At 70.1% G+C, this 24,891-nt stretch carries 24 protein-coding genes; 10 read left to right on the top strand and 14 right to left on the bottom strand.

Annotated features, from left to right (window positions below; translation table 11 throughout):
• Positions 1-124 precede the first annotated feature (124 nt).
• Entirely contained in the window at positions 125-1,216 is a 1,092-nt protein-coding gene (locus QSJ30_RS03725) for an A/G-specific adenine glycosylase (protein ID WP_285606489.1), read from the top strand.
• Here the strand turns inward: QSJ30_RS03725 and QSJ30_RS03720 are convergent.
• The 6 genes from QSJ30_RS03720 to QSJ30_RS03695 form a co-directional block, all read right to left on the bottom strand.
• Positions 1,185-2,168: a GHMP family kinase ATP-binding protein gene (locus QSJ30_RS03720; protein WP_285606487.1), complete on the bottom strand. Its 984-nt coding sequence runs from the start codon at positions 2,166-2,168 to the stop codon at positions 1,185-1,187. The genes QSJ30_RS03725 and QSJ30_RS03720 overlap by 32 nt on opposite strands.
• Positions 2,169-2,172: 4 nt before the next feature.
• Positions 2,173-2,886: a tetratricopeptide repeat protein gene (locus QSJ30_RS03715; RefSeq protein ID WP_285606485.1), complete on the bottom strand. Its 714-nt coding sequence runs from the start codon at positions 2,884-2,886 to the stop codon at positions 2,173-2,175.
• 75 nt (positions 2,887-2,961) lie between these two features.
• Positions 2,962-3,687, bottom strand: a complete 726-nt coding sequence (pal, locus tag QSJ30_RS03710) for a peptidoglycan-associated lipoprotein Pal (protein WP_285606483.1) — start codon at positions 3,685-3,687, stop codon at positions 2,962-2,964.
• A gap of 66 nt (positions 3,688-3,753) precedes the next feature.
• Positions 3,754-5,034, bottom strand: coding sequence for a hypothetical protein (locus tag QSJ30_RS03705; protein WP_285606481.1), 1,281 nt, complete (start codon positions 5,032-5,034; stop codon positions 3,754-3,756).
• Positions 5,035-5,067: 33 nt separating this feature from the next.
• Complete coding sequence (locus QSJ30_RS03700) at positions 5,068-5,451, bottom strand: NUDIX domain-containing protein (protein ID WP_285606479.1); 384 nt, start codon at positions 5,449-5,451, stop codon at positions 5,068-5,070.
• The gene (locus QSJ30_RS03695) at positions 5,448-6,257 is read right to left on the bottom strand and encodes a ribonuclease HII (RefSeq protein WP_285606477.1); all 810 of its coding nucleotides are present in this window, start codon (positions 6,255-6,257) and stop codon (positions 5,448-5,450) included. Before QSJ30_RS03695 ends, QSJ30_RS03700 begins: the two co-directional genes overlap by 4 nt.
• A gap of 207 nt (positions 6,258-6,464) precedes the next feature.
• Here QSJ30_RS03695 and QSJ30_RS03690 point away from each other — a divergent pair, with 207 nt between their 5' ends.
• Complete coding sequence (locus QSJ30_RS03690) at positions 6,465-8,507, top strand: S1 family peptidase (RefSeq protein ID WP_285606475.1); 2,043 nt, start codon at positions 6,465-6,467, stop codon at positions 8,505-8,507.
• A 110-nt stretch (positions 8,508-8,617) separates the two neighbouring features.
• On the opposite strand, the gene QSJ30_RS03685 is transcribed toward QSJ30_RS03690, so the two are convergent.
• Genes QSJ30_RS03685 through QSJ30_RS03660 form a run of 6 tightly spaced genes read right to left on the bottom strand, consistent with a single transcriptional unit; the run spans position 8,618 to position 13,986 of the window.
• Positions 8,618-9,289 carry a glycosyltransferase family 2 protein gene (locus QSJ30_RS03685; protein WP_285606473.1) on the bottom strand — a complete coding sequence of 224 codons (672 nt, stop codon included), beginning with the start codon at positions 9,287-9,289 and terminating at the stop codon, positions 8,618-8,620.
• Positions 9,286-11,085, bottom strand: coding sequence for a M61 family metallopeptidase (locus tag QSJ30_RS03680; RefSeq protein WP_285606471.1), 1,800 nt, complete (start codon positions 11,083-11,085; stop codon positions 9,286-9,288). Before QSJ30_RS03680 ends, QSJ30_RS03685 begins: the two co-directional genes overlap by 4 nt.
• 20 nt (positions 11,086-11,105) lie before the next feature.
• The gene (locus QSJ30_RS03675; RefSeq protein ID WP_285606469.1) at positions 11,106-11,807 is read right to left on the bottom strand and encodes a TetR/AcrR family transcriptional regulator; all 702 of its coding nucleotides are present in this window, start codon (positions 11,805-11,807) and stop codon (positions 11,106-11,108) included.
• A gap of 59 nt (positions 11,808-11,866) precedes the next feature.
• A complete protein-coding gene (gene miaE / locus QSJ30_RS03670) occupies positions 11,867-12,463 on the bottom strand; it encodes a tRNA isopentenyl-2-thiomethyl-A-37 hydroxylase MiaE (RefSeq protein ID WP_285606468.1) in 597 nt (198 codons plus the stop codon).
• A complete protein-coding gene (locus QSJ30_RS03665) occupies positions 12,460-13,308 on the bottom strand; it encodes an EamA family transporter (RefSeq protein ID WP_285606465.1) in 849 nt (282 codons plus the stop codon). Before QSJ30_RS03665 ends, miaE begins: the two co-directional genes overlap by 4 nt.
• A gap of 24 nt (positions 13,309-13,332) precedes the next feature.
• Entirely contained in the window at positions 13,333-13,986 is a 654-nt protein-coding gene (locus QSJ30_RS03660) for a DUF2520 domain-containing protein (RefSeq protein ID WP_285606463.1), read from the bottom strand.
• 83 nt (positions 13,987-14,069) lie between these two features.
• Between QSJ30_RS03660 and QSJ30_RS03655 the strand changes: the two genes are divergently transcribed.
• Entirely contained in the window at positions 14,070-14,774 is a 705-nt protein-coding gene (locus tag QSJ30_RS03655) for a hypothetical protein (protein ID WP_285606461.1), read from the top strand.
• On the opposite strand, the gene elbB is transcribed toward QSJ30_RS03655, so the two are convergent.
• Positions 14,771-15,448, bottom strand: coding sequence for an isoprenoid biosynthesis glyoxalase ElbB (gene elbB, locus QSJ30_RS03650; protein ID WP_285606460.1), 678 nt, complete (start codon positions 15,446-15,448; stop codon positions 14,771-14,773). The two genes, QSJ30_RS03655 and elbB, sit on opposite strands and share 4 nt — an antisense overlap.
• A 75-nt stretch (positions 15,449-15,523) precedes the next feature.
• Here elbB and QSJ30_RS03645 point away from each other — a divergent pair, with 75 nt between their 5' ends.
• From QSJ30_RS03645 to QSJ30_RS03620, 6 genes are read left to right on the top strand one after another with little or no spacing between them, the layout of a single operon-like run.
• Positions 15,524-16,681 (top strand): pyridoxal phosphate-dependent aminotransferase, encoded by a 1,158-nt coding sequence (locus QSJ30_RS03645; protein ID WP_285606457.1) that lies wholly within the window; start codon positions 15,524-15,526, stop codon positions 16,679-16,681.
• Between the two features lie 26 nt (positions 16,682-16,707).
• Positions 16,708-18,738 carry a DUF4178 domain-containing protein gene (locus QSJ30_RS03640; RefSeq protein WP_285606455.1) on the top strand — a complete coding sequence of 677 codons (2,031 nt, stop codon included), beginning with the start codon at positions 16,708-16,710 and terminating at the stop codon, positions 18,736-18,738.
• Positions 18,738-18,917 carry a hypothetical protein gene (locus tag QSJ30_RS03635; RefSeq protein ID WP_243300654.1) on the top strand — a complete coding sequence of 60 codons (180 nt, stop codon included), beginning with the start codon at positions 18,738-18,740 and terminating at the stop codon, positions 18,915-18,917. Before QSJ30_RS03640 ends, QSJ30_RS03635 begins: the two co-directional genes overlap by 1 nt.
• Positions 18,917-19,135: a DUF350 domain-containing protein gene (locus QSJ30_RS03630; protein WP_285606451.1), complete on the top strand. Its 219-nt coding sequence runs from the start codon at positions 18,917-18,919 to the stop codon at positions 19,133-19,135. Before QSJ30_RS03635 ends, QSJ30_RS03630 begins: the two co-directional genes overlap by 1 nt.
• Positions 19,128-20,663, top strand: coding sequence for a polyamine aminopropyltransferase (locus QSJ30_RS03625; RefSeq protein WP_285606449.1), 1,536 nt, complete (start codon positions 19,128-19,130; stop codon positions 20,661-20,663). Before QSJ30_RS03630 ends, QSJ30_RS03625 begins: the two co-directional genes overlap by 8 nt.
• 10 nt (positions 20,664-20,673) lie before the next feature.
• Positions 20,674-22,281: a flavin monoamine oxidase family protein gene (locus QSJ30_RS03620; protein WP_285606447.1), complete on the top strand. Its 1,608-nt coding sequence runs from the start codon at positions 20,674-20,676 to the stop codon at positions 22,279-22,281.
• On the opposite strand, the gene QSJ30_RS03615 is transcribed toward QSJ30_RS03620, so the two are convergent.
• Positions 22,252-22,782, bottom strand: coding sequence for a histidine phosphatase family protein (locus QSJ30_RS03615; protein WP_285606445.1), 531 nt, complete (start codon positions 22,780-22,782; stop codon positions 22,252-22,254). The genes QSJ30_RS03620 and QSJ30_RS03615 overlap by 30 nt on opposite strands.
• A gap of 287 nt (positions 22,783-23,069) precedes the next feature.
• Between QSJ30_RS03615 and QSJ30_RS03610 the strand changes: the two genes are divergently transcribed.
• A complete protein-coding gene (locus tag QSJ30_RS03610; protein WP_285606443.1) occupies positions 23,070-24,863 on the top strand; it encodes a hypothetical protein in 1,794 nt (597 codons plus the stop codon).
• The last annotated feature ends 28 nt before the right edge of the window (positions 24,864-24,891 follow it).

Below are 24,891 nucleotides of genomic sequence, written 5' to 3'. Positions count from 1 at the left end.
CCGTCATCCGTGAAAAAAGAATGAGTCTAAAACGGACTCGGCTTTCCGAAAACCCCCCAATTCGCACCTGGAAACAGCCCGTCCCGCCAGGGGTCGCCGGGCCCCGGAATGGTAGGGTCTGGGTATGCTCTGGCCGTCTGCTCCCACCCTCCTCGCCCCCCTGGCTCCCTGGTTCGAGGTCGCGCGGCGGGACCTGCCCTGGCGGGCCGGGGACCTCGACGCACCCCACCCGGATCCCTACGCGGTGCTGGTGTCGGAGCTGATGCTCCAGCAGACCCAGGTGGCCACGGTGATTCCGTATTTCACGCGCTGGATGGAACAGTTTCCCGACCCCGAGGCCCTGGCTGAGGCCGGCGAGGACACTGTCCACAAGGCCTGGGAGGGCCTCGGCTACTACCGCCGCGCCCGGTTCCTGAAGGCCGCCGCCGGCACCATCGCCGCGGAAGGCTGGCCCGGCGATCTGGAGGGGCTCGCACGGCTGCCGGGCCTCGGCCCCTATACCGCCGCCGCCGTGGGTTCCATCGCCTTCCAGTGGCCCGCCCCCGCCCTGGATGGCAACGCCTTCCGCGTGCTGGCCCGGCTGCTGCTGATCGAGGGCGATCCCAAGGCGCGGGCCACGGACTTGCGGGTCTGGCTCGCCCCCGCCCTCGCAGCCCACGGTCCCTCCCGCCTGACGCAGGCGCTTATGGAACTGGGCGCCACGGTCTGCACCCCGGCGCCCACCTGCGGGGGCTGCCCTCTGGCGGATCGCTGCGGGGCGCGGCGGGCTGACCGTACCGGGGAGATTCCGCCCGTGGCGAAGCGGGCCAAGCCGAAGGCCTCCTCCCTCTGGCTGGTGGCCCTGGAAGCCGAGGGCCACGTGCTGCTGCATGCCCCGGCGGCGAAGGGCCTGCTGGCCGGCCTCTGGCGCTGGCCGGCGCTGGATGCGGAGGCGGTCCCCGCTGGCCGCGGCGCCGCGTCCCTCACCGCCTGGCCCGGCTGGATCCAGGTCTACACCCACCGCCGAGAGAGCGTGAGCCCACTGCACCTGCGCCTGGACAGGCGCTTCCAGGCGGCGGAGGGACTGCGCTGGATTCCCATCGGCGACCTCCCGGCCCTGCCCCTGGGCAAGCGGGACCAGCGCCTGCGCGATCTCCTCGCCACGCCGGGGCAGAGACCCCTCGAGGCGCCGGATCCCTTCGCCCTCATCGGAGCCTGTGCAGCCCCTTCGGCGTGATCCGCAGATCCAGGGGGGGCAGGCTCATGTCTCGCAAGGCGGCCTCGGCGGTCTCCCGGTGGCCGTCCTTCACCACCAGCAGGCAGCAGCCACCTCCGCCGGCCCCGCAGGGCTTCATGCCCGCATACCAGCCCTCGCGGCGGCCGCGCTCCCGCACGGCGCGCATGGCGTCCGTCTCCACCGCCGGTGAGAGCCGCACCCGGGCCTGCCCTTCCCGCTCCAGCAGCACGGCCACTTCGGCAGGGTCCGACGGCAGGGCCCGGGCCATCTCCCCGGCGATTCCCCGGATGTCGGACAGGGCCTGCCGGGTCTGGGCGTCGCCCTCGATGAAGCGCTTGTAGGCCTCCCAGTTGGTCATGCCCGAGTGGTGCGGCTTGCCCGTGTAGAACACCACCAGATCCGCCAGCAGGGTCGGGTGGGGGTCCAGCTGCTCCCAGCGCGGGGCGGGGCCGTCCCAGTGGAGCGCCAGGGCCCCGCCCAGGGCCGCCGGATAGTAGTCCTGCCAGCCCGCCGGAGTCTGAAGTTCTCGACTTTCCAGGTCACGCAGAATCGGCACTTTGCGGGCCAGACCTTCACCGGCCTCCTCGCCCAGGGCGCTGCCCAGCAGGCCCACTCCGAGGCAGGAGGACACCCCCAGGCCCGAGCCCTGCGGCACGGGGCTGTGGATGGACAGGGCCGCCGGCGGTGCGCCCGAGCCGTCCAGCACCCGCCACACCCAGGAAAGCCCCCTGGGCGGGCCCGCGGGCCAGGCGTCGAAGGCGAGGTCGATCCCCAGGTCCCGGCTGGTGAGCCGGTGGCCGGGGCCCCCGCGCACCACCTCCAGCTCGATCCACAGATCCACGGCGGCGTTCACCGTGAGGCAGCCGCCCATCATGGCGTAGATGGGCCACAGATCGAGGGTGCCGCCCGCGAAGTCGATGCGGACGGGAACCCGCCAGCTTTCCGGTTCCATGCGCTCAGAGCCCCAGGTCGCTCAGTTCCTGCTGGGCCGTGCGGGCCTCGGCGCTGCCTGAGAAGCCATCCACCAGCTCCCGGAAGGCCTTCACAGCCGCGGGCTTCAGCCCCTGCTTGAGGAGGCACTGGGCGCGCTTGAGCTTGGCGGGCAGGAACTGGGGCGAGGCGGCGTGGTCCTTGATGATGCGATCGAAGGCCAGCTGGGCTTTGTCGAAGGCCCGCAGGTTGTAGTGGCAGAGGCCGAGGAAGAACAGGGCGTCCGGCCGCTTGGCGCTCTGGGGGTAGTTCTTCAGGAAGTGGTCGAGGCCTTCGGCGGCCAGAGGATAGTTGCCGCGGTTGTAGTCCAGCACGGCGACGTTGAAGGCGCGCTCATCCTCGGAGGCCTGGGCCGCGGGCTGGCTCTCGGCGGGCGGCCGCGCCCCGGCCCTGGGCTGGCTGTTCAGGCGATTGTTCAGCACCCGGGTGGTGTCCTGCACCTGGCGCAGGCTCTCCTGCAGGTCGGCCTGGAAGCGGCGGTCCTGGGTGCGGGCCTCCTGGGCGGCCTTCTGCTCGGCCTCGGAGCGCTTGTTGCCGTCCTCGACCTGCTGGCGCAGCTTGAAGACTTCGAGCTTGAGGTCGCCCACTTCCTGCTCCACGCGGCGGAGCTGATCCTCGGAACTACATCCGATGGTGAGGAGGGCGGTCAGGGCCGGAAGGAGCAGCGTGCGGGCAGTCATGGGGCCTCCGGGGTGCCTGTTCATCCTAAACGAAAAGCGGGGGCCGAGGCCCCCGCTTCGCGTGATGCGGAACGCTTACTTGAGCTTGAACTCGCCGCGGCGGTTCTGACTCCAGCAGATCTCCTTGGCTTCGGTGCAGAGGGGCTTCTCCTTGCCATAGCTGATGGTGGTGAAGCGAGCCTCGTCGACGCCCAGGGTCTTCAGGTAGGCCAGGGCGGCGGCGGCACGGCGGTTGCCGAGGGCCAGGTTGTACTCGTTGGTGCCGCGCTCGTCGCAGTGGCCTTCGATCTCGAGCTTGGCGGCGGGGAAGGCCTTCATGAAGTCGGCGATGCCCTGGAGGAGGGCGCGGTCGGCTTCCTTGATGTCGGACTTGTCGTAGTCGAAGTGGATGGTCTTGAGGGCAGCCTCGGCGGCCTTCTTGTAGGCGGCGGCCTTCTCGGCCTCGGCGGCGGCCTTGCGGGCGGCTTCCTCGGCGGCGGCCTTGCGGGCGGCTTCCTCGGCGGCGGCCTTGTCGGCGGCGGCCTTGTCGGCGGCGGCCTTGTCAGCGGCATCCTTGTCGGCCTTGGCCTTGTCCCAGCCATCGTACCAACCCTGCATCTTGTGCGGGTTTTCCTTGGCTTCCTTGGCGCTCAGATAGGGATTGGTCTCGCGGGCCTTACCGTCCTTGAAAGCCTGGTAGCCCTCGTTGAAGGCCGCCTGGGTCTCCTGCTTGATCTGCTCGGCGGTCTTGGGGGGCTTGCAAGCGAGGCTGCCGAGCGTGAGCACGATGGCAGCGGGGACGAGGTAGGTTCCGTATCTCATGGGATTGTTCCTCCTGGATGAGCCTGAGTATAGATGGATGACACTCAGGAAATTGTCATTTATTTTTTAACGCCCTCGCGTCCACTTGGGGCTTTGGCAGCCGGGAAGCTCGGTCATCCGGACCACCTGCCGTCCGGAGAGGTCCGTAGTGAAGATCTGCATGGAGCCGAACCGGTTGCTCGTAAACACAAGCCTGCGCTCATCCGGCGACCAGGCCGGCGACTCCGAGGTGCTCACGCCGGTCGTGATCTGATAGGCCTTTCCTTCTCCCAATTTATAGATAAAAAGATCGAACTTGCCCTCGAACCGCGACACATAGGCGATCATGGCGCCGTTGGGGCTCCAGGCCGGACTGGCGTTGTACATGCCCTCGCCGGTCAGCCGGCGGAGGTTGGAGCCATCATCCTGCATGAGAAACACCTGGGGGCCCCCTTCCCGATCCGAGGTGAATGCGATCTGGGTTCCGTTGGGGTTCCAGCTTGGTTCAGTATTGATGCCATTACCGTCGGTCAGACGCCGTGCGCGTCCTGAGTCCAGATCCAGCACCATGATGTCGCTGTTGCCGCGCCGGTCGCCCTGGACGAAGGCCAGGCGGCGGCCGTCCGGAGACCACACCGGCGTGGAGACCATGGCTCCCGAACCGGTGGCCGGATAGAGCTTCTCGTGGGCGCCATCCCGGCGGCGCTGGCCCCAGATCTCGGGCGCGCCGCCCTTGTAGGTGACGTAGGCCAGGCGGCCGTCCGCCGCCACGGTGGGAGACAGGGTGAGGCTGCCGTGCCGGGTGAGCTGGACCTGGTTCGCGCCGTCGCGGTCGATCTGGAACAGTTCCTTCACACCCGGCGCGATCTGGCGGACGAAGACCACCCGGCTGGAAGCCACGCCGCGCTCTCCAGTGAGCCGGGCCACGAGATCATCGGCGAGGGCATGGGCCAGGCGGCGGAGGGGGACCATCCGATCGGCCTTGTAGGGCTTGGTGAAGACCGCCTTCTCCGCGGCGGTGTCGAGAGCGGAGGCTTCGAGCTGGAGATCGCCCGCGGCCGCCCTGGTGAGCCCGACGTTCAACAGCCACTGGGCCCCGGCCTCCTTCCAGGCCTTCGCCGGCGCGGAGCCGGCGGGCAGCCTCTCCTGCAGCACCGCGAAGACTCCAGTCTCGTCCAGATCGCGCTTGAGCACCGCGGTGAACTCCGAAGCCACCTGCGCATCATCGAGCCCGGATACCTTCGGGGGGGCCATGCCCAGCACCAGCTTGGCGCTGCTGGAAGCGCTCAGCACCACCTCCGTCTGCTGGGCCTGGAGGGCCAGCGCGGTGAGGGCGAGCAGGAAGGTCCGAACGAGGAATCGCGGCATGACAGCTCCGGGCCTGGGGAAGAGTCCAGCCTATCAGATCGGGTTTTGACGCCCGGCCTGCGGGTCTCCCAGCCGGTGGATGAGGCTTTCATTGGCCGGCGGGACGGGCAGGTTCGCCATCTCTCCCGGCGAGAACCAGCCCCAGGCCAGGTCCGTGCGCGGCCGGCCCGGCGCTTCGACCAGGAAGGGGTGGAGGCGCACCGGCCCTTCCAGGACCGGCAGCGCGGTGGCCGCTTCGAGTTCCAGCCCGATCTCCTCCAGGAGCTCCCGGCGCAGCGCCTCGAGCGGCGTCTCCGCAGGCTCCACCTTCCCGCCCGGGAATTCCCACAGGCCCGGGAGCACCGGATTCGAGCCCGCCCGGCGCTGGAGGAACCAGCGTCCCTCCCGGCCGATCAGAGCCAGGGCCACCTCCGTCATTCCAGGCCTTCCCGGTTCGCGAACTGGGCCAGGCGGTCTGCATAGCGCCGGCGCAGGGTCTCCACCCACACCAGCTTCAGCCGGCCGTAGGCGGGCCTCAGATCGGTCCCCACCCAGGCCTGCAGCTCCGCCACGCTGGCGCAGTGGTCGAGGCTGTGGTGGAGCGCATCGCGCAGTTCCTCGTCCACGCGCTGGAGGGCGGCCACGGGCGCGTAGCTGATGCGGTGGACGGGAGACACGCCCAGCGCGACGATCCGGGCCCGGTGGAGGGCCGTGCCGTAGCCCTTGTGCTGGCCGAAGCCATAGCCCGGGTAGGCCTCCTCCAAGGCGATCATGAAGGCATCCCGATGGGCCTTGGCCAGGATGCTGGCCGCCCCGATGGCGCAGCTGATGGCGTCCCCGTCCACCACCAGGCGCTCCGGCAGGCCCGTCTTCGGCCCACGGTTGCCATCGATGAACAGGAGGCGGGGGCGGAGGGACAGGTCCTTCACACTCTGCCGCATGGCCATCAGGGTGGCTTCCAGGATGTTCTCCCGGTCGATGGCCATGGGCTCCACCTCGGCGATGCCGTAGGCCGGCAGGATGGCCTTCAGCTCGGCCGCCAGGACCTCGCGCTTCTCCGGCGTCAGCTGCTTGCTGTCCCGGACGCCCCTCAGCACGTGGCCCCACCGCCGCACGGTGTCCGCATCCAGCACCGCGCAGGCCGCCACCACCGGGCCCGCCCAGGCGCCACGGCCCGCCTCGTCCACGCCGCCCCAGGCCACGCCCGGCGGCACGTTGCCGAGATCCCAGTCCAGGGGATTCACAGGATCACCCGGAGAGGAACGGGAACTTCCCCCGGCGGGAGGGATGGTTGCGGAAATCCAGAATCGGGCCTGTCCATGCGCCCAAGGTACCGCGAATCCGGCGGACCTCATCTGCGATACACTGGGGACCTTCAAGACCAGTAAGCGTCGGTGTCCCGCCCCATAGGCAGGATGAAGGTTTGCCCCTCCATCATTCACGGATATCCCATGAGACTCCTCGCCGCCCTGCTCCTCCCCGCGCTTCTGCTCGGGCCCATCCTCCGGGCCCAGGAGACGGCCCTGGCTCCGGCCGTCAAGGCGCGGGTCACCGAAGCCAGCTTCGAGGTGGTGGTCCTCCGTCCCGACCCGGACAAGGATCCCGTCTCCTACGAGAAGGAGCTGCCCTGGGACCTGGTGCCTTTCAACATCCGCAATGACCGCTACATCTCCATCGGCACTGCCTTCGCCGTCTCGAAGACCGAGCTGGTCACCGCGCACCACGTCTTCAAGCCGGTCCATGCCTCCATGGGCTACCAAACCTGCTTCATCCGGGACGCCAAGCAGAACGTCTGGGAGGTGGACCAGATCCTCGCGCTCGACGAGCAGCGGGACGTGATCAGGTTCACGGTCAAGGGGCGGACCTTCGACCGGTGGTTGGACCTCCGACCCGGATTCCAGGTCAACGAGACTGTGTTCACCGTGGGCAATGCCTATGGCGAGGGCCTCGTGATCCGCCCCGGCGAAGTGATCGGCACGCTGCCCGAGCCCATGCGCGGCGCCTGGAGCATCCTGAAGAGCAGCGCCGGCGTGAACCCCGGCAACTCCGGCGGCCCGCTGGTGGACCCGCAGGGGCGCGTGGTGGGCCTGGTGCAAGGGAAGAAGGACAACATCTGCTATTCGCTCCCCACCGACGAGCTGAAGGCCGTGAAAGCCAACACCGCGGCCTTCGACAACAAGATCAGCTTCTCCTTCGCGCTGTTCCCAGAAAACTCCAAGGCCCTCGACCGGACGTTCAACCTGCCCCTGCCCCGCCGCTACGCCGACCTCCGGAAGGAGCTCGCGGCCCGGGAATCCGCGTTCTACACCCAGTCCATGGACAATCTCTTCAGCAGCCTCGGCGCGGAGTTGTTTCCGGGGGGCGAGGCCAGTGAGGCCGCCATCGGCGACATCCCGACCAGCACGGATCCCGAGGTCATCTTCCGGGACAAGACCACCAAGACCTGGAGCATCTCCGGCCTGGAGTACAAGAGCAACGAGATCCCCAAGAACGGCCGCCTCCGCTACGCCCAGGCGAACGGCGTGTACCTCTTCAGGATCCACCGCCCGGACGGGGTCAGCCTCGCCGACCTCCTCGCGAAGCCGAAGCTCACCATGGACCTCCTGCTCAAGGGCGCCCAGGTCACGCGCACCGTCGGCGGGCAGGACATCCGCGTGACCTCGTTCGGCCAGCCCTACCAGATCCAGCCCCACATCGACCGCTTCGGCCGCCCCTGGCAGCAGGCCATCTGGTTCACGCCCTACGACGACGGCACGGTTCTCACCTACACGACCGTCGTGCCCTCGGGCGTGGTGATGGCCGTCAAGTTCGTGGATTCCTCGTCCCTGATGCCCTGGCTCTACGACCTGTCGAAGTTCCTGGACTACACCTACGTGCCCTACGGCGGCAAGCTCAGCGACTGGGTGGAGTATCTTCAGCACCGCGAACAGGTCCCTTCCGCGCTCAAGGACATGGCCTTCACCTTCAAGGAGGGCCGCTCCCTCCATCTCCAGGCCCTCTGGGCGAAGCTGGACCTGGATGCCTCCCACGTGGACCTGTCGCCCAAGGCCTTCCTCATCCTGAACATGGGCTTTTCCCGACGAGGAGAGGACGTCGCCTGGGACCTGCGCCGCGTGAGCATCTCGGAGGACGAGGAGGACAACTACTTCGTCGTGCTCAAGCACATCCATCCCACGCCGGGCGTGCCGGAGGGGGACCAGAAGCACTGGAAGGAGATCGCGAAGCAGCGGCATCCCTACACCCAGCGCACCTTCGAGGAGGACGGCGCCAGCCGGATCGCCGCGGTGCATCCCGCCTTCCTCAAGCCCGGCGCCGCTCCGGCCGAGAGCCCGGACCTGTATACCCTCTACCTGGCCCGTGTGGGCAAGGTGGACGACAAGGAGATGCAGACCCGGATCCAGGCGCTGCTCCGGGCCATCACTCCCGTCAACGGAGCGTCCGGAATCCAGGTGGTGCGGACGCAGGCCCCAGCCGCACCCGCCGCGGCGCGCTAGCTCAGCACTTCAGGGACTCCCAGGCGATCAGCCAAGTCAACCCGGATCGGGCCCGAGCTTGGCGCTGCGGGGCAGCGTCAAGTGACAAGGCCTGACCGGGTTGAAGCCAGCTAGCACTTCAGGGACTCCCAGGCGATCAGCCAAGTATCCATCACCCCTCGAAAATGACTCCTCACAGGCCCCGGCTGATAGATGGCCCGGATGGGGATGTGCGCCCAGCGCAGGTTCCAGTCCGCGGCCTTCATCGAGATCTCCATCTCGATGGCGAAGCCTGTGGAGCGGAGGTCCAGCCGGTCCAGCACCTTCTTGCGGATCATGCGGAAGCCGCTCTGGCTGTCCTCCCAGGTCACGCCCGCGATGCGGCCCAGCGTCCAGGTGCCCAGCGCATTGGTGCGCCAGCGCTTGGGCGGGATCTTGGCCCGGTCCAGGAAGCGGGAGCCGATGAGGAAGTCGGTCCTGGGATGGGCGGCGAGATGCTCCAGGAACCGCTGGAGATCCGCCGGATCGTGCTGGCCGTCGGCATCCAGGAACAGATAGAAGTCGAAGGCATCGGGGCGCAGCCGGGCGATGCCCGCCCGCAGGGCCTGACCTTTGCCCCCGCCCTGCCCGGGCCCCAGGCGCAGCACCTCGGCGCCGTGGCCGGCGGCCACGGCGCCGGTGCGGTCCGCGGACCCGTCATCCACCACCAGCACGCGGTGGAGGCCGAAGGGCCGCAACCCCTCCAGCACCGGCCCGATGCGATCCGCCTCATTGTGGGCGGCGAGGATCGCGGCGATCCTCACCGGCGCACGCCCCGCCTGACCGGGGCGGCGGGATGGGGCTGGCCGTAGGAGGCGGCGAAGGCCGCCCGCTGGGCGGCGCCGACCCGGGGATCCGGCGTCAGCCGGTAGGTGCGTTCGGGATTCTCGGCCAAGGCCACTTCCACGTGGAAGACCCGCCCGCGATCCGCGACCAGCACCGCCACCTTCCCGCCGGGCCCAGGCTCCGCCAGGCACCGCTGGGCCTCTGCTGCGGTCGTGGTGCGCCACCCCTCTACGGCGAGGATCTCCATGCCGAAGCTGAGGCCGGCTCCCGCTGCGGGGCTACCGGGAATGACGTTCTGGATGACGGGCCCGTTGGAGGCCAGCACGAGACCCGTCCACGCACGGGCGCGTCGCTGCGCCGCGGGATCACTCGCCTCCTCGATGGAGAGGCCTTCCCAGGGCGCCTTGGCTTCCATGACCAGGCCGAAGGCCCGGCGCAGCTGGGCGGAATCCAGTTCGGCGCGCCCGGAAATGTAGGCATCCCAGAAGGGCGCAGGGTCTTTTCCCGAGAGCTCCCGGAAGGCCCGGCGCACATCCGCATCAGTGAGTCCGTCCTCGCCATGCCGCGCCCAGAGCTGCGCGAAGAGGTCCGCCAGGCCGGCCCTGCCCCGGCTCCCCTCGCGGAGGGCCGCGTCCATGAGCCAGGCGACCATCTCACCCTTGTCGTAGTAACTGACGGAGCTGTTGGGACTGAACTCGTGCTGCTTGTAGAAGCGGATCCACGCGTCCCAGCTGGCCTCCTCCAGGCTCTGCTCCAGACGGCCGGGGCGCTGCACCTGCTCGCTCCAGCACTTGGCCAGTTCCTTAGAGGCATGGCTCCAGGGCACCACGCCGGCCCGCAGGACGATCACATGCTCCATGTACGAGGTGAGCCCCTCGTGGAACCAGAGCATCTTCGTGGGGTTCTCCCGGCTGTAGTCGAAGGGGCCCAGCACCGGGTCGTGGAGGCGCTTCACGTTCCAGGCATGGAAGAACTCGTGGGCCACCAGCTGGAACAAGGCGTAGTAGCCCTCCGGCTTGTCGAAGGCGTGGCTGTCCGCGATGAGGCTGGTACAGTCTTTGTGCTCCAGCCCGCCGCGCAGCTTGGGCGTGAAGGTGAAGAAGAAGACGTAGCGCCTGAAGGGGAACCCGCCGAAGATGGCACCCGCGGCCTCGACGATCTGGCGGGTGGCCTCGACCATGCGGCCCTCGTCGCCGTTGTGCCGCCCTGTGAAGACCAGCTCGAAGACTGTGCCGCCGGCCCTGAAGCTGCGGGTGCGGAACGCGCCCAGCTCGAAGGGCGAATCCACCAGCGTGTCGAAGTCCTTCGCCAGGTACCCGCCCTGCTCCTGCGGCAGGGCCGAGGCCACCTTCCAGTCCGCGGGGAAGCCCTCGAAGCGCACCTCCACGGGCCGGTCCAGCTGGCCCTCCAGGTAGAGGAAGGTGGCGGCGGGGATGATCTGGGCGTGGCTGGCGTCCAGGTGGTTGGTGCGCACGGTGAGGTCGTTGCCGTACACGCGGTACTTCACCGTGAGTTCCCGCTTCGAGGGCGGCAGCTGCCAGCGCTGCTTGTCGAGCTTGTCCAGCGGACGTTCCTTCCGCCCCTCCAGGAGGCGCACCCGATCCACGAGGCGAGCGTAGTCCCGCACCAGGTACGAACCCGGCGTCCAGGCGGGCATCGCCGCGACAGCGCCGGAGGCCAGGGCCTCCGGGGGCAGTGTCAGCGTCACTTCGAAGAGGTGCTGGGCCAGGTCCAGCGGACGGAGGACGGCCCGGATCGGGGCGAGCTTGGCCATGATGTCCTTCCTCGGATCTGTCAGCCCTGGACGCCGTGCAGCCAGCGGCGGGCCACCCAGCGCACCTCGTCCCCGGAGATCTGGTACTGCGGATCCCGGAGCTTCTCCTCGATGAGGGCACCCACCAGGGAGGTGAACAGCAGCACTTCCTTGCGGGCCTGCTCCAGGCCCGTGCCGAACACGTGGTTCATGAAGAGACCCAGCGGACTCAGGCCCTTCTCCACGAGGGGCATGAGGTCCCGGAAGCCTGAATCCGGCGACGGCACGGCGATGGAGCGCAGGATGAAACCGGTGAATTCCTGGCTCTCCAGGAGCAGATCCAGGTAGGCCTGGACCAGCTTCACACAGGCCTCGTCGATGGCCTTGGTGCCCCGGATGGGAGCCGCCAGGAAGGGCTCGACCAGGGCCTGGATGCGCACGGCCATGGCCGAGAGCGAAACCAGGCAGAGCTGGCGGAAGAGCCCCTCCTTGCTGCCGAAGTGGTAGTAGAGGGTGGGCTTCGAGACGCCCGCCTCCTCGGCCACCTCCTTCACCTGCACACCGTCGTAGCCCTTGGCTGCGAAGTGGGACAGGGCCGACAGCAGGAGGCGGGCCTTGAGGTCGCCGCCCTCGCTGAGCCGTGCCAGCGCCTGGTGGAAGCTCGCACCGGCATGGGCCCCGAGCGCGTCGGGCCCGAAGACCGGCACCATCTCTTTGAGACCGTGGTCGGGAACTGTGGACATAGGCTGCCTCGGAGGACACTCCAGGATGCCACGGTTGGGCTTACCTCTGGTCAAGAGACCTAATGGACCGCAGATCGCCAGGGCTGTGTCTGGATGGTCTCCGCCTCCCGGTCCAGCCACCAGTCCAACCGCTGCTGGACGACCGCGCGGCCGAACCGCTCCTCCGCCAGGCTCCGGTAGGCGTGGGCATGGCCGGCCTCGCAACGCTCCAGCTCCAGCAGGAAGGCCAGCCAGGGAGCGGCCCCCAGGGTCGGATGGCCGGCCGTGGCCTGCTCCAGCAGCCAGAGCCGCTCGCAGCTGCGGGCCTCGATGATCGCGGCGATGAGGAGCTGGTCCAGCAGGCCCTTCGAGGCCAGCCGGTGGAGTTCGTGCGCGTAGGGGTTCCCCCGGTCGGGCTGCAGGGTCCAGCCAAAGTCCTGGATTCCCTCCAGCACCCGCCGGTAGTGGTCCAGCTCCTCGTCCGCCAGCCGGCTCAGCAGGCCGGAGGCGTGGGCCTGGTCGCCCAGGTGCCGGGCCAGATTCATGGCCGTGAGGGCCGCCTTCTTCTCGCAGTGGGCATGGTCTGACAGCAGGGCCTCGGGATCCGCCAGGGCCGCCTCGGCCCAGGCGGCGGGGGTCTCGGCCCGGAGTGCCAGCGGCGGTGTGAAGGGGGTCATGGGCGGGCTCCGGAGAGGCCGTTCAGCCCCAGGGCGCAGGCGATGACCGCCCCGCCAGCGGCCAGCCTCGGCCAGTCGACGGCTTCGCGGAACACCAGGCCCGAGGCCAGGATGGCCAGGGGGATCTTCATGTTGTTGAAGACGGCCAGGGTGCCGATGTCCGTCCGGCGCGCCCCGGCGTTGAAGAGGAAGAATCCCAGCCCCGAGGCCACCACGCCCAGGTAGACGAGCACGGCCACCTGCCGACTATCCATGGCGGCCACCTTGGCCCAGGGGATGGTGGGCGCCGCCATGGCCACGGCCACCGCAGAGGCGCCCAGGTACAGGAGGCCCATGAGGTCGCGGTCCCGTTTGCCCGAGGCCGGGGCCAAGCGCCGGTAGAGCACCTGGCCCAGGGCGAAACACAGGTTCGCCCCCTGCATCAGCAGGAAGCCCGCCAGGATCCCCTTCCGGCCCAGCCCGGACCAGACGCAGATGCCCGTCCCCAGCACCGCCAGGGCCGCCGTGAGCAGGAACAGCCAGGAGAACCGCCCCCGCAGGAGATCCGCCGTGAGCGTCACGAACAGGGGCGTGAAGATCGTGAACAGCGCCACCTCGGAGGACTGCAGCCAGCGAAAGGAGGCGATGTAGAGCAGGTACATGAGGCCGAACTGCAGCGCCCCGATGCCCGCGAAGGCCAGCACCTGGCCCCGGGACAGCCCCTTCACATCCAGGAAGGGCAGGAACACCAGGGCCGCCAGGAGGGTCCGTGCCGCGGTCACGAAGGGGGCCCCCAGGCCGCTCACCTGGGCCGTGAGGCCGAAGGACAGGGCCCAGAGGATCGAGACGATGAGCAGCAGGGACATGGCACTCCGTGGGAGGTGGCGGATTCAGCCGAGGCTTCGCCCCAGCTTCAGGAAGATCTCGCGCCAGGGATCCGGCAGGGCCTCCGCGTCCCGGGCGATGGTGGCCTCGTCGCCGCGGACGAAGGGCCCCGTGCGCCCGGCGGCCCCGAGGGCCGCCACATTGTGCAGGGTGGCTTCCGCCAGCGGCAGCAGACCCCGACCCGGCAGCGCCACACCGTGGGCGCGCAGCAGGGCCTCGGCCCCCAGCCACAGCGAAGCCGCGTGACCCGAGCTGAGGACCGCCGCCGCGTGGTAGAGCGGCTTCAGCTCCCCGGGCAGATCGAAGGCTGCAAAGCCCAGATCGCCGAAGGCCCGGCGCAGGAGGTCCGGCACGGCTCCGGTGACGGCCACGGGCGTGCCGGTCCAGTCCCGGGGCTCGCCATCGAAGCTGGTGAGAGGGTGGGCGCAGGGAATCCCCGGCAGGTGCAGGCTGCCGGCCAGGTGCACGCAGCGGCCCGGGAAGGCCGCGGCCAGCTCGGCCACTGCGCGATCCGGCACCGCGAGAAGCACCAGCCCCCCGGGCCGGGCGTCGTGGTCCAGCAGCGCCACCCGCGGCCCCCAGGCCGCCGCCAGCGCGCGGCCGGCGCGGCCACGACCCAGGATGGTGAACTCGGGAGCCATGGGGACAGTGTGGCGCAAATCAGCCTGCAGTCCTCAGTCTTCAGTCTTCAGTCTTCAGTCCTCAGTCCGGACTCCAGACTCAATTCCCTTAGACTTCCCCCATGCCCCGCACTTCCCCCGCCCCCTGGGCCCTGCCACCTGAGATGCCGTGGCCGCGGTTCTGCCGGCTGCTGCGGCATCCGGAGCCGCCCCGGGGGTGGCTGGAAGCCGCGGCGGAGCTGCCGGAGCTGCGGAAGCGCCCCCTCCTGCTGCGCTGGATCGCCCAGCACCCAAAGGCCCCGGCCCATCTGCGCTCCGCGCTCATGGTCCGCCTGCCCTGGCGCGCCCTGGCGGCGGTGGCGGTGGATGCGGAGGCCCATCCCCAGGCGCGCCAGCAGGCCACGGAAAAGCTCCAGCGGCTCTGGGCGGTCATGACCACGGGGGAGCGCCGCAGCTTGGCCCTGCACGCGCCCCGGCCGCTGTGGGCCCTGGTGTGGCGGGCGCCGGACCTCGGCGTGCTGGCCGCCTTCCTCCAGAATCCGAAGCTGGGCATGGAAGCCCTGGTGGCCCTCATCCAGCCGCCCCTGCGCCCCCCCCAGGTCGAGGCCCTGGCCGCCTCCCGCTGGCGCGACACGGGGCCGGTGGCGGACCAGGTGCTGCGCGCCCTGGACCGCAGCCTGGCCCTGCCAGACTCAGGCCTCGCCCTGGGCCATGCGGCGCCCTGGATCAAGGCCATGGACGAAGACGCCCGCATCCTCGCCGCCAGCCGGATCCTGACGCCGGCCCTGCGGCGGATGGTGCATCCGCGAAGAGAGAGTGAAGGCTAGACCCTCTTCAGCACTTCCGCCACGCACCGCTCGATGCCCACGAACACATCGCTCAGCCGCGCGTCGTCGAACATGTAGGCGGGCGTGGTGACGAGCTTGCAGGCTTCGTCGATGACGATCTCCCTCGCGCTGGGCGTGTCCTTGTGGTGCTGGCCCAGCTTGTTCACGGCGGCGGCGCAGCCGGCGTCGTTGCCCAGGGTGAGGTCCGCGGAAGCCTTGCCCGCCAGGGCCAGGGCCACCAGGGCCGGGGCAATGCAGATGGCACCCACCGGCTTCTTCGCGTCGAAGAAGGCCCTCACGAAAGCCGCCACGTCAGGCCGAACCTCGCCCTCGGCGCCCTTGAAGGCAAAGGTGCAGTGATTCTTGGCCACGCCGTACCCGCCGGGCATCACCAAGGCATCGAAGTCCGCAGCCTTCGCCTCCGCCAGGTCCAGGCACTGGCCCACCCGCGCGATGCGGCTGGACTCCTCCAGGATGTTGCGCCGGGCGCCCGGCACCGGCTGGCCCGTGACGTGGTTGATCACATGGTGCTGGTCGGCGTTGGGGGCGATGCACTGGAAGGCGGCGCCATGCTGGTCCAGGGCCAGCATGGTGAGTACGGCCTCGCGTACCTCCGCCCCGTCCAGATGGCCGCAACCGGCCAGCAGCACCGCGACCTTCGGGGTCTTCGCCATGGGAGCCTCCTGATGGATGGGTCGATTATCCACCCCGGGAACAGGCGCCCCAGGCAATTCGTCTACCCTGGTCGAATGCGCCTCTCCTCCCGTCTTCCGCCCGGCTTCGAGCTGAACGCCCTGTCGGCTCTGCTGGCGCGGCTGCGCTCGGAGGGCCGGCCGGTCCTCGACCTGACGGGTTCCAACCCCACCCGCTGCGGATTCGCCTACCCCGAGGCGGACATCCGCGCGGCCCTGTCGGTCCCCGCGGTGCTGGGCTACGATCCCGACCCGCAGGGATCGCGGATCGCCCGCGAGGCCATCGCGACGCACCACGGCCACGGCCTGCGGGCCGGAGAGCTGCTGCTCACGGCCTCCACCAGCGAGGGCTACGGCCTGCTCTTCAAGCTGCTGGGCGATCCCGGCGACGAGGTGCTGGTGCCCAGCCCCAGCTATCCGCTGTTCGACTGGCTGGCGCGGCTGGAGGGCCTCCAGGCCCGCCCGGTCCCCTCGTACTTCCACGATCGCTGGCACCTGGATCTCGGCGCCCTCGAAGCGGCGGCGGGCCCCCGGACCCGGGCCGTCGTGGTGGTGAACCCCAACAATCCCACCGGCCACTTCCTGTCCAGGGCGGAATGGTCCGCCCTCACGGCACTCTGCGGCAGGCTCGGTCTGGCCCTCCTGGTGGACGAGGTCTTTGCGGACTATGCCCTGGAGCCGCCCGCCGACCGCCTGGCCACGGCCCTCCTGGACCCGGACCCGCCCTGTCCGGTCTTCCTGCTCTCGGGCCTCAGCAAGGTGGCGGCCCTGCCCCAGCTCAAGCTCGGCTGGATCGCCGCCCGCGGGCCCGGCGCGGCGGAATGCCTGGACGCCCTGGCCTTCCTGGCGGACCAGTACCTGTCCGTGTCCGCCCCCGCGCAGGCCGCAGCCCCGGCGCTGTTGGCCCTCGCGCCCGGCATCCGCGGCCAGGTGCTGGCCCGCCTGCGGGCCAACCTCGCCAGCCTGGACGCGGCGCTGACCGCCCATCCCCACCTGTCCAGGCTGCCTGTGGAGGGCGGCTGGTCCGTCCTGCTCCGCCGGCCCGCCGTGGATGGGGACGAGGCCTGCGCCCTGCGCCTGCTCGAACAGAGTGGCGTCCTGGTGCATCCCGGGTCCTTCTTCGACCTCCCCGGCGACGGCCACCTGGTGCTGAGCCTCCTCACTCCGGAAGAAACCTTCCGGGATGGGCTGGCCCGCATCTTCCCCTCCCTCTGACCGGCCTGCATAATCACCGGGATCCCATGAGCCCCCTCGCCTCCTGCCCCAGCTGCGGTGCCTCCCTGAGCTTCCGGCCCGGGACCATGGTGGCCGTCTGTTCGTACTGCAAGGCCCTGGCGGCCCGGCGCGACCGGGATCCCGAGCTCATCGGCAAGGTCGCCGACCTGGTGGAGACGGGCTCACCCCTGGGCCTGGGCGCCACGGGACGCTACACGGGACGGTCCTTCACACTCGCCGGCCGGGTGCAGCTCAAGCATCCCCTGGGTGGCATCTGGGACGAGTGGTACCTGGCCCTGGACGACGGCCGCTGGGGCTGGCTGGCGGAGGCGCAGGGCCGCTTCTACCTGACCTTCACCCAGACGCCCCACGGCGTGCTGCCCACCCCGGCGGACCTGCAGGTCGGCGGGCTTGCGGACCTGGGGCCCGACGGCCTCTGGACCGTGGGGGAAGTCAGCGAGGCCTCCTTCCACAGCGCCGAGGGCGAGATCCCATGGGCCGTGGAGCCCGGCGCCAGCTACCGCTACGCGGACCTGTCGGGCCGCAATGGCGCCTTCGCCACCCTCGACTACGGCGAGGATCCGCCCCTCTTCTTCCTGGGCCGCGAGATCGCCCTGGCCGAGCTCGGCATCCAGGGCGGAACCCGCAAACCGCCCAAGGTGGGCACCCAGAGTCTCAACTGCCCCAAGTGCGGCGGCGCCCTGGCCCTCCGCGCCCCGGACCAGACGCTGCGCGTGGGCTGCCCCAGCTGCGGCAGCCTGCTGGCGGCCGAGGGCGGCAAGCTGGCCTTCCTCAAGAGCCTGAAGCAGCCGCACCAGGATGTGGTGATCCCCCTGGGCGCGGAAGGCACCCTGCGCGGCGAGTCCGTCATCTGCATCGGCCAGCTGCGGCGGAGCTGCCACGTCGAGGGCACCGACTACCCGTGGAACGAGTACCTGCTGCTGGACAGCCACCACGGCTTCCAGTGGCTGGTGCAGAGCGACGGCCACTGGAGCCTGGCCGTGGCCGTGGCGCCGGGCGAGGTCCCCCAGGTCCGCGACGGGCAGAAGAACCTCTGGACCCAGGGTCACAACTGGCGGCGCTTCCAGGATGTGGAGGCCGTCGTAGAGGGCGTCTGGGGCGAGTTCTACTGGACCGTGGAGCAGGGCGAGCGGGTGGAGGTGGCCGAGTTCGTGGCGCCGCCCCGCAGCCTCACCCGCGAGCGCCAGGCGCACAAGGGCGGGGGCGGTGAGGTGAACTGGAGCCTCTCCACCTACCTGGAGCCCCGGGAGGTCTGGGCCGCCTTCAGGCTCGAAGGCGTGCCGCCCGAGCCCACCGGCATCGCCTCCTTCCAGCCCAATCCCCACAAGGCGGCACTGGCGAAATCCGCCCTCTGGCTCGTGGGAGCCCTGGGCCTCCTGCTGCTGCTCGTGATGGTGGAGTCCATCACCCACCGCAACACCGAGCTGTTCCACCGGCAGCTGAACCTGTACGACCTGGCCCGGATCCAGGCCGACGCCCCGGGCGCCGCCCGGCAGGGCATTCCGGCCCGGAGGCCGCCGGCCCCGGTGGGCTCGACCGCGCCGGCCCCTGCAGAAGCCCAGGAACCCGTGTTCTTCTCCGATCCCATCGAGATCAGGGATGCCCACCGGAACCTGGCCGTCACCCTCAGCGCCCCCGTGAACAACAGCTGGGTGGGCCTGGAAGGGGCCCTGGTGAGCGAGACCACCGGCGTGGCGGAGCTCTTCCTCGTGGAATCGAGCTGGTACCACGGCGTGGATGGCGGCGAGTCCTGGTCCGAGGGCGACCAGGCCCAGACCGTGTTCCTCAGCGCCGTGCCGGCGGGCAGCTATGTGCTGCGCCTCGCCCCCCAGTGGGACGGGAAGGTGCCGCCCGTCCGGGTCATCGACGTGCGCCTGCGCCAGGGCGTCATGCGCTGGCTGTATCCGGGCCTGGCCCTCCTGGCCATCCTCGTGGTGCCCCTGCTCATGGTGTTCCGCATGGCGGCGTTCGAAAGCCGACGCTGGCAGGAGAGCATGTACGCGCCGAACGTGGGCGCCTCCGGGAGTGACGACTGATGCGCATCCTCTATCTGCTCTTCCTCGGCGGCGGGTTCAGCCTCATGGTGGCCAACGGTTTCCTCGGCCGCGAGTTCTTCGGGAACCGGCGCCGCGCCGACCTGCCGCCCAGTGTGCGCCAGACCCCCGGCGCCTACCGCACCTTCCTGCACAACAACGGCTTTCACGGAGGCAAGTGATGATCACGAACCAGCTGCTCCACCAGCTCCTCGTCGCCGCCGTCTTCTCCCTTCTCGGCCTCGTCATCCTCGGCGTGGTCTGGCTGGTGCTCGTGAAGATCCTGCCCTTCTCCCTCCGCAAGGAGATGGAGGACGACCAGAACATCGCCCTCGGCATCGTCCTCGGCAGCCTCATCCTGGGCATCAGCCTCATCATCGCCGCCGCGATCCATGGGTGAGCCCGGCCCTGAGGCGCCGCCATCGACCCTCAAGGCGCCGCTGCTGTTCATCAGCGTACTGCTCATCGCCAGCTGCGGGCTGATCTACGAGCTGGTGGCCGGAACCCTGTCGAGCTACCTGCTGGGGGACTCGGTCACGCAGTTCTCCACGGTGATCGGGGTCTACCTCAGCGCCATGGGGCTGGGCTCGTACCTCTCGAAGTTCCTCCAGCGGGGCCTGGCGCGGCGCTTCGTGGACCTGGAGCTGGCGGTGGCCCTGGTGGGCGGCTTCTCGGCCCCCATCCTCTTCCAGGCCTTCGCCCACACCCACGCCTTCCGGGTCGTGCTCTACGGCGTGGTGATGGCGGTAGGCACCCTGGTGGGGCTGGAGATCCCCATCCTCATGCGCATCCTCAAGGACCAGGTGCGCTTCAAGGACCTGATCGCCGGCGTGCTCACCCTCGACTACGTGGGCGCCCTCTTCGCCTCCCTGCTCTTCCCGCTGCTCCTCATGCCCAAGCTGGGCCTGGTGCGGACGAGCCTCCTCTTCGGCCTGCTGAACGCCGCCGTGGGCCTGTGGTCCACCTACCTGCTGGCCTCCCAGCTGGGCCCCACCCGGCTGATCCGCCTGCGCTGCCTCGCGGTCATGGCCCTGCTGGCCGTGGGGCTGGGGTTCGCCGGGAAGTTCACCTTGGCCCTGGAGGAGGAGATCTTCGCCGACGAGATCGTCTACGCCAAGGACAGCGCCTACCAGCGGATCGTCCTCACCCGCGGCCGGGGCAGCTTCCAGCTCTTCCTCAACGGCAACCTGCAGTTCTCCTCCGCGGACGAGTACCGCTACCACGAGGCCCTGGTGCATCCGGCCTTCGCCCTGAGGCCCGATGCCAGGCGCGTGCTCATCTGCGGCGGCGGCGATGGCCTGGCGGTGCGGGAGGTGCTGAAGCACCCCGCGGTGCAGGAGGTCGTGCTGGTGGACCTGGACCCCGCCATGACCGACATGGCGCGGCGGCAGCCCATGGTGCGCCAGCTCAACGGCGCCTCCCTGGACGATCCCCGCGTGAAGGTGGTCAATGCTGACGCCATGATCTGGCTCCAGGAGCCGGTGGGCGCGCCCTTCGATCTCGCCTTCGTGGACTTCCCCGACCCCAACACCTATGCCCTGGGGAAGCTCTACACCTCGCGGTTCTACCGGCTGCTCCAGCGCCGCCTCGCCGACGACGCCATGATCGCCGTGCAGAGCACCTCTCCGCTGATGGCCCGGGAATCCTTCTGGTGCATCGCCACCACCATGGAGGCCGCGGGCCTGAAGGTGCATCCCTATCATCTGGCCGTGCCCTCCTTCGGCGTCTGGGGCTTCGCCCTGGCCTCAAAGCGTGATTTCGAAATCCCCACCCACGTGCTGCCCGGCCTGCGGCACCTGTCCGACGAGGCCACCGCCGCCATGTTCGCCTTCCCCAAGGACATGGACCGCGTGCCCACCGAAGTGAACCGCCTGGACAACCAGGTGCTCGTCCACCTGTACGCCCGGGAGTGGCGGCGGTGGTCGTGAGCCCACGGCCATGAAGCGCCGCGACTTCCTCGCCGCCGGCGCCCTTTCCGCGGTTCCGCTGGCCTGTCGCCGCAAGCCCGAGTTCCCTTTCCCGGGCGAGCTGGTGGGCCCGGACCTGCCCCTGGGCCATTGGCTGCGCGGCGGCGACTTCCCCGAGCCGGAGCGCTTCGCGCCGGTTTCCACACTGGTGGTGGGCGGCGGCGTGGCGGGGCTCAGCGCCGCCTGGCGGCTGGCGGGCGGCGGGCTGGACGACTTCCAGGTGCTGGAGCTCGAGCGGGAGCCCGGCGGCACCTCCCGCTCGGACCGCAACCACGTGAGCGCCTTCCCCTGGGCCGCCCACTACCTGCCCGTTCCGGACCGCGGCAACCACGCGGTGCTCCGGCTGCTGAAGGAATGCGGCGTGCTGGAGGGCTTCGACGCCAAGGGCGATCCCGTCTTCGCGGAAGAGGCCACGGTCCGGGCGCCGGAGGAGCGCCTCTTCGCCTTTGGCCAGTGGTGGGAGGGCCTCTACCTGCGGGCCGGCGCCAGCGCCGAGGACGAGCGCCAGTACCACGCCTTCTTCCACGAGGTGGACCGCTGGGCCATGTTCCGCGATGCGAAGGGCCGCCCGGCCTTCAGCATCCCCCGCTCCCGCTGCTCGGACGCGCCGGAGGCCGTGGCCCTGGATGGCCAATCCTTCGCCGCCTGGCTGGATCAGCGCGGCTTCTCCTCACCCCGCCTGCGCTGGCTCCTGGACTACGCCTGCCGGGATGACTACGGCTCCCGGCTGGACACCACCAGTGCCTGGGCGGGCCTCTTCTACTTCGCGGCCCGCAAGCAGGGGCCCGGCGAGGACTCGCGGCCCCTGCTCACCTGGCCTGAGGGCAACGGCTTCCTCGTCAACCATCTGCGCCGGGCCTGCGGCGACCGCCTGCACTGTGGCGTGATGGCCACCGCCATCCGCGAGGAGAAGGATGGCCTCCTCGTCACGGCCTGGGACAACCTGAACCAGAGGCGAGTGGGATGGAAGGCGAAGCATGTGATCTTCGCGGGCCCGCAGCATGTGGCGAAACATGTCGTTGAGGGCCTGGCCGGAGCGCGACCTGCCGCGGCCCGCATCCGCAACGCCCCCTGGCTGGTGGCGAACCTCACGTTGCGGGCGCGCCCCAAGGAATCCACCTTCCCTCTGGCCTGGGACAATGTGCTGCGGGACAGCGAGGCCCTGGGCTACGTGGCCGCCACCCACCAGAGCCTGCGCGACCACGGCCCCTCGGTCTGGACCTGGTACCGGCCTTTCGCGGGCCCCGACTGCGACGCCGAACGGGTGCGCTTGCGCACCCTGGACTGGCCCGCCTGCGCGCGTCTGGTGATGGAGGACCTGCGCCCCGCCCACCCGGATCTGGAAGGCCTGGTGGCGCGGCTCGACGTGATGCGCTGGGGCCATGCCATGGTCCGCCCGGCGCCGGGCCTCCTGTGGGATCCCGCCTTCCTCGCGCTCTCCAGGCCCTTCGGCCGCATCCACTTCGCCCACACGGAACTCAGCGGCCTGGCCCTCTTTGAGGAGGCCCAGGATCATGGCCTCCGCGCCGCGGAAGAGGTGTTGGCTGCCTCAGGACGCCGCGACGAGAGCTGGCGCTAGCTCCTGCACCTTCACCACCAATCGGGCCTCACCCTGAGCGGGGACGGTCACGATCCAGATCCGGTCGTAGGTATCCAGCGACCAGTAGGGCACAGGCCCCCTCACGCCCAGCGCCCGCGCGACTTTCTTCATCAGGTCGTGATGCCAGCACACAACGACGGTGCGCCCGCGCTGCTCCCGGAGGATCTCCGCCGCCAGGGCCTCGCTGCCAGCCTTCGGCCGCACGATGGGGACCAGGCCGAGCTTGATTGCCGTGGGGGCCATGGTCTGCTGCGTGCGCTTCAGATCCGAGGTGTAGAGCGCCGCGGGATGGTAGCCCGCCAGCAGGGGCACCAGGGCCTCCGCCCGGCGCCGGCCGGCTTCGGCCAGGGGCGAATCCCCGTCGAAGAGCGACTGGCGCTCGGCATGCCTGAGCAGAACCACCGTCGTGCCCTGGGCTGCGAGCCCAGGGCCGGAGAGGAGTAGCCAGGCAAGGAGGAAGCCGGATCGGACGGGGGTCATGGGAACTCCGTCCCCAGGTTAACGGAGGCCCGGCTCTCCTGTGATGGCGGGCACATGCTCTCCCAGTGGCCTGGAAGGTCCCGACACCTGCCGCGATCTGTTTCTTCCCACGACCTCCTGTGATGGCGCCATCAACCCGCCGTGATTATGTGATAACACCATTCATTGTTTTCTTTATGCGTCATTTGGAATGATTTCATCCGGCTTGACGCACCCGCGGTCCGGGTGAGCATGAGATCCAAACAACCCTTATCCAGATTCGGTCCCACCTCCCCGGAGGAAGGTCGATGTCCACCGCCCAGGTCCCACCCCTGAAGGCCGCGCCCGGCGAAGCTCCGCCGGCGGGACTGGAGTCCCGCCTCGCCGCCCTGGCAGAGGTGGTCCGGGACCTGGAGGCCCGGGTCGGGACCCTGGAGGCAGCCCGGCCGCCGGCGTCCGCCCTCACGCCCGCTCCCACGCCCGCACCCGGCCCCTTGCTGGAGGAGGCCCCCCTGCTCGACGCCGCCCTTCCGAGCCCGACGCGCATCCTAGGGCTCGTCGGACGGGTCTGCCTCATCCTCGGCGGGGCCTACCTCATCCGGGCCCTGGTGGATGCCGGCACGGTGCCCCGCGGAGTGGGGGTCGCGCTCGGGCTCGCCTACGCCGCCACCTGGGCGATCTTGGGGCACCGCGCTCGGCGCCCGCTGGATGCCGCCTTCCCCACCCTCGCATCCATCCTCATCGCCTACCCGCTGCTCGTGGAGGCCTCCACCCGCTTCGGCATCCTGGCGCCGGGACTGGCCGCCCTCCTCCTGGTGGCCGTCGCGGTCCTCCACGCCGCCGTGGCCTGGCGCCGGGACCTCCACGCCACCCTCTGGACCGCCACCCTGGCGGCCCTGGGCTCCGGCTTCCTCGTGATGATGGCCCGCCGGTCCATCGAACCCTTCGCGGCGGCCTTCCTCGCCCTGGGCGCCGGGGCCCTGTGGCTCACCTACGGGCGGCGCTGGCACGGGCTCCGCTGGCCCACGGCTCTGGCGGCGGATGCCGGCATCCTGATCCTCACCGTCCTGGCCGCCTGGCCGGGAGGCCCCGGGGACCTCTACCGCGGGCTGTCCCTGAACCGCGCCCTCTTCCTGGCCCTGGCCCTCGCAGCGGTCTACATCGGCAGCTTCGCCGTCAGGATGCTCCAGCGGCGCCGGGTGGTGAACGCCTTCGAGATCATCCAGACCGCCCTGGTCCTCCTGGTGGGTTTCGGGGGCGCCGTGCGCGTCGCCCTGGCCTCCGGTTCGGGCACGGCCCTCCTGGGCGCGGGGATCTCCCTGGCCGGGGTGGGCTGCTACGCCGCCGCCCTCCCCTTCGCGGACGACCAGGATGAGACCCGGGCGAACTTCAACTTCTTCACTTTCCTGGCCCTGGTCTTCCTCCTGCTGGGCGGCCCCTTCGTCCTGCCGCTGCCCGTCTTCGCCACCCTCAGCGGGGTCCTGGGCCTGGCCGCCATGGTCGCGGCGCTGCGCCTGCGCCGGAAAGTCCTTGTCCTGCAGAGTGGCCTCTACCTCGTCACCTCCGCCCTGGCCTCCGGCCTGGGTTCCTGGGCCCTCCATGTGTTCATGGATTCCGTGGGGCCCACCGCGCCGGCGACTTCGGCGGGGCTGGCCAGCCTGCTCGCGCTGTTCGCCACCCTGGCGTATTTCCTGCTCCGGCGGCCGCCGGATCCCGTCACCATCCCCATGCGACCGGCCATCCTCGTGCTGGGGGCCCTCGCCGCCGCGGGCCTCGGCGCCGTGGCCATCTGGGCCTGCTGTGGCGGCCGCACGCCCGAACCCGGCGGCCTTGCGCTGGCCCGCACCCTGGTGCTGTCTGCCCTCGCCATCGCCCTGGCCTGGCTGGGCCGCCGCGTGCCCGTGCTGGAGTTGCGGTGGATGGTCTACCCGCTCCTGGCGGTCACCACCCTCAAGTTCCTGTTCGAGGACATGGCCGTGGGGCGGCCCCTGACCCTCTTCCTGGCCTTCATGGGCTTCGGGACGACGCTCATCCTCGCGCCGCGCCTCCTGAGGAATCCCGCGGCCCAGGACGTGGACGAAGACAGCGAGGATGCCCCATGACGAAGCTCCTCCGGCCCGCGACCCCCGC

It is taken from the genome of Geothrix edaphica (genome assembly GCF_030268045.1).
Classification (GTDB): domain Bacteria; phylum Acidobacteriota; class Holophagae; order Holophagales; family Holophagaceae; genus Geothrix; species Geothrix edaphica.
This window is presented reverse-complemented; position numbering and strand designations above follow the sequence as displayed.

What these genes read in the sequence shown, in the direction of transcription:
- QSJ30_RS03680 (WP_285606471.1), bottom strand. Translation starts at nt 11,085, where the DNA reads ATGGCCAAGCTCGCCCCGATCCGGGCCGTCCTCCGTCCGCTGGACCTG.
- QSJ30_RS03635 (WP_243300654.1), top strand. Translation starts at nt 18,738, where the DNA reads ATGCGCATCCTCTATCTGCTCTTCCTCGGCGGCGGGTTCAGCCTCATG.
- QSJ30_RS03705 (WP_285606481.1), bottom strand. Translation starts at nt 5,034, where the DNA reads ATGCCGCGATTCCTCGTTCGGACCTTCCTGCTCGCCCTCACCGCGCTG.
- QSJ30_RS03715 (WP_285606485.1), bottom strand. Translation starts at nt 2,886, where the DNA reads ATGACTGCCCGCACGCTGCTCCTTCCGGCCCTGACCGCCCTCCTCACC.
- QSJ30_RS03690 (WP_285606475.1), top strand. Translation starts at nt 6,465, where the DNA reads ATGAGACTCCTCGCCGCCCTGCTCCTCCCCGCGCTTCTGCTCGGGCCC.
- QSJ30_RS03725 (WP_285606489.1), top strand. Translation starts at nt 125, where the DNA reads ATGCTCTGGCCGTCTGCTCCCACCCTCCTCGCCCCCCTGGCTCCCTGG.
- QSJ30_RS03700 (WP_285606479.1), bottom strand. Translation starts at nt 5,451, where the DNA reads ATGACGGAGGTGGCCCTGGCTCTGATCGGCCGGGAGGGACGCTGGTTC.
- QSJ30_RS03665 (WP_285606465.1), bottom strand. Translation starts at nt 13,308, where the DNA reads ATGTCCCTGCTGCTCATCGTCTCGATCCTCTGGGCCCTGTCCTTCGGC.
- pal (WP_285606483.1), bottom strand. Translation starts at nt 3,687, where the DNA reads ATGAGATACGGAACCTACCTCGTCCCCGCTGCCATCGTGCTCACGCTC.
- QSJ30_RS03610 (WP_285606443.1), top strand. Translation starts at nt 23,070, where the DNA reads ATGTCCACCGCCCAGGTCCCACCCCTGAAGGCCGCGCCCGGCGAAGCT.
- QSJ30_RS03620 (WP_285606447.1), top strand. Translation starts at nt 20,674, where the DNA reads ATGAAGCGCCGCGACTTCCTCGCCGCCGGCGCCCTTTCCGCGGTTCCG.
- QSJ30_RS03675 (WP_285606469.1), bottom strand. Translation starts at nt 11,807, where the DNA reads ATGTCCACAGTTCCCGACCACGGTCTCAAAGAGATGGTGCCGGTCTTC.
- QSJ30_RS03645 (WP_285606457.1), top strand. Translation starts at nt 15,524, where the DNA reads ATGCGCCTCTCCTCCCGTCTTCCGCCCGGCTTCGAGCTGAACGCCCTG.
- QSJ30_RS03615 (WP_285606445.1), bottom strand. Translation starts at nt 22,782, where the DNA reads ATGACCCCCGTCCGATCCGGCTTCCTCCTTGCCTGGCTACTCCTCTCC.
- QSJ30_RS03640 (WP_285606455.1), top strand. Translation starts at nt 16,708, where the DNA reads ATGAGCCCCCTCGCCTCCTGCCCCAGCTGCGGTGCCTCCCTGAGCTTC.
- miaE (WP_285606468.1), bottom strand. Translation starts at nt 12,463, where the DNA reads ATGACCCCCTTCACACCGCCGCTGGCACTCCGGGCCGAGACCCCCGCC.
- QSJ30_RS03630 (WP_285606451.1), top strand. Translation starts at nt 18,917, where the DNA reads ATGATCACGAACCAGCTGCTCCACCAGCTCCTCGTCGCCGCCGTCTTC.
- QSJ30_RS03655 (WP_285606461.1), top strand. Translation starts at nt 14,070, where the DNA reads ATGCCCCGCACTTCCCCCGCCCCCTGGGCCCTGCCACCTGAGATGCCG.
- elbB (WP_285606460.1), bottom strand. Translation starts at nt 15,448, where the DNA reads ATGGCGAAGACCCCGAAGGTCGCGGTGCTGCTGGCCGGTTGCGGCCAT.
- QSJ30_RS03625 (WP_285606449.1), top strand. Translation starts at nt 19,128, where the DNA reads ATGGGTGAGCCCGGCCCTGAGGCGCCGCCATCGACCCTCAAGGCGCCG.
- QSJ30_RS03720 (WP_285606487.1), bottom strand. Translation starts at nt 2,168, where the DNA reads ATGGAACCGGAAAGCTGGCGGGTTCCCGTCCGCATCGACTTCGCGGGC.